The sequence below is a fragment of the Sphaerisporangium melleum genome (genome assembly GCF_014646695.1).
GTDB lineage: Bacteria > Actinomycetota > Actinomycetes > Streptosporangiales > Streptosporangiaceae > Sphaerisporangium > Sphaerisporangium melleum.
The window spans coordinates 1,506-3,469 of the sequence record NZ_BMNT01000098.1 but is presented as its reverse complement, the minus strand read 5'-3'; the positions used below and the strand labels follow the sequence as shown (position 1 = coordinate 3,469).

The window sequence follows — 1,964 nt, the reverse complement described above, 5'->3', positions numbered from 1 at the left end:
TGTCGGGGTGGCTGGGCCGTGCGGATGTGGAGCGGTTGCGGCGTGGGGGTCTGCCGGCGTTGTCGGTGGATGAGGGTTTGGCGTTGCTGGATGCCGGGGTAGGGTCCGGGGTCGCGGCGTTGGTGCCGTTGCGGGTGGATGCGGCGGCGCTGCGTTCCGGCGGTGGAGAGATTCCGGCCCTGCTACGCGGCCTCGCCCGCGGCCCGATGCGGCGTACGAGGCGGGCGGAGACGTCCGGGCTGGGACGGCGCCTTGCCGGGCTGGACGCGGCCGAGCGGGGCCGCATCCTGCTGGACGTGGTGCGGCAGGAGGCCGCGACGGTCCTCGGCCACCCCTCGATGGACGGCGTGCAGCCGGACCGGGCCTTCCAGGAGCTCGGCTTCGACTCGCTCACCGCGGTGGAATTCCGCAACCGGCTCACCGCGCTCGCCGGCACCCGGCTGCCCGCCACGCTGGTCTTCGACTACCCAACCGCGCGAACGGTCGCGGAGTACCTGGACACCGAACTCGCCGGCGTGCTGACGGACGCCGCTCCGGTCACCGTGGCGGCCAAGGTCGTCGATGACGAGCCGATCGCCATCGTGGGCATGGCCTGCCGGTATCCGGGCGGCGTCGTCTCTCCCGAGGACCTGTGGAACCTGGTCGCCGCCGGCACCGACGCGATCGGCGAATTCCCCGCCGACCGCGGCTGGGACCTGAACGCGCTCTACCACCCCGACCCGGAGAACAAGGGCACCTCCTACGTCCGCCACGGCGGCTTCCTCTACGACGCCGCCGACTTCGACCCGGGCTTCTTCGGCATCTCGCCCCGCGAGGCCGCCGGAATGGACCCCCAGCAACGGCAGCTCCTCGAAGCCTCATGGGAGGCGATGGAGCGGGCCGGCGTCGACCCGCGCGGGCTGCGCGGCAGTCGCACAGGCGTGTTCGCCGGAGTGATGTACCACGACTACAGCCTCGGCACTCCGGGCGCGACCAGCGGCGGAAGCCTGGTCTCCGGCCGGGTGTCGTACACGTTCGGTTTCGAAGGCCCGGCGGTGACGGTGGACACCGCCTGCTCGTCCTCGCTGGTCGCGCTGCACCTCGCCGTCCAGGCACTGCGGACCGGGGAGTGCGATCTCGCCCTGGCCGGCGGCGTGACCGTCATGTCGACGCCGGGCATGTTCATCGAGTTCTCCCGGCAGCGTGGTCTGGCCCCTGACGGGCGGTGCAAGGCGTTCGGCGCGGGCGCCGACGGTGCGGCCTGGGCCGAGGGCGTCGGCGTGCTGCTGGTGGAGCGGCTGTCGGACGCCCGCCGCAACGGTCACCAGGTGCTGGCGGTGGTGCGGGGTTCGGCGATCAATCAGGACGGTGCGAGCAACGGTCTGACCGCGCCGAACGGTCCCTCCCAGCAGCGGGTGATCCGCCAGGCCCTGGCCAACGCGGGACTGACGGTCGCGGATGTGGACGTGGTCGAAGCGCACGGTACGGGCACGACGCTGGGCGACCCGATCGAGGCGCAGGCGCTGCTGGCCACCTATGGCCAGGACCGCGACGCGGATCGGCCGCTGTGGCTGGGCTCGCTCAAGTCGAACATCGGTCACGCGCAGGCGGCGGCGGGTGTGGCCGGTGTGATCAAGATGGTCATGGCGATGCGCAACGGCGTCCTGCCCAAGACCCTGCACGCCGATGCGCCGTCGCCGCACGTGGACTGGTCGGCGGGTGCGGTGGAGCTGCTCACCGGGGCCCGGGAGTGGGACCGGCCGGACCGTCCGCGCCGGGCCGCGGTCTCCTCGTTCGGGATCAGCGGCACCAACGCGCACGTCATCGTCGAGGAGGGCGACGGCCCCGCAGCCGCCGCCGACACCTCGGACGGCGGCACGGACCTCGCGGTGGTGCCCTGGCTGCTCTCGGCCCAGACCGCCGAGGCGCTGCGGGCACAAGCGGTTCGCCTCGGCGTATGGGTCACTCCGGAGATGCCGATCACC

The 1,964-nt window shown here is 72.8% G+C and carries 1 protein-coding gene; it reads left to right on the top strand.

What is annotated here, in order from left to right:
- Positions 1-77: 77 nt before the first annotated feature.
- Positions 78-1,964, top strand: a 1,887-nt coding sequence (locus tag IEY93_RS37190) for a type I polyketide synthase (RefSeq protein ID WP_373291560.1), incomplete at its 3' end; no start/stop codon positions are given.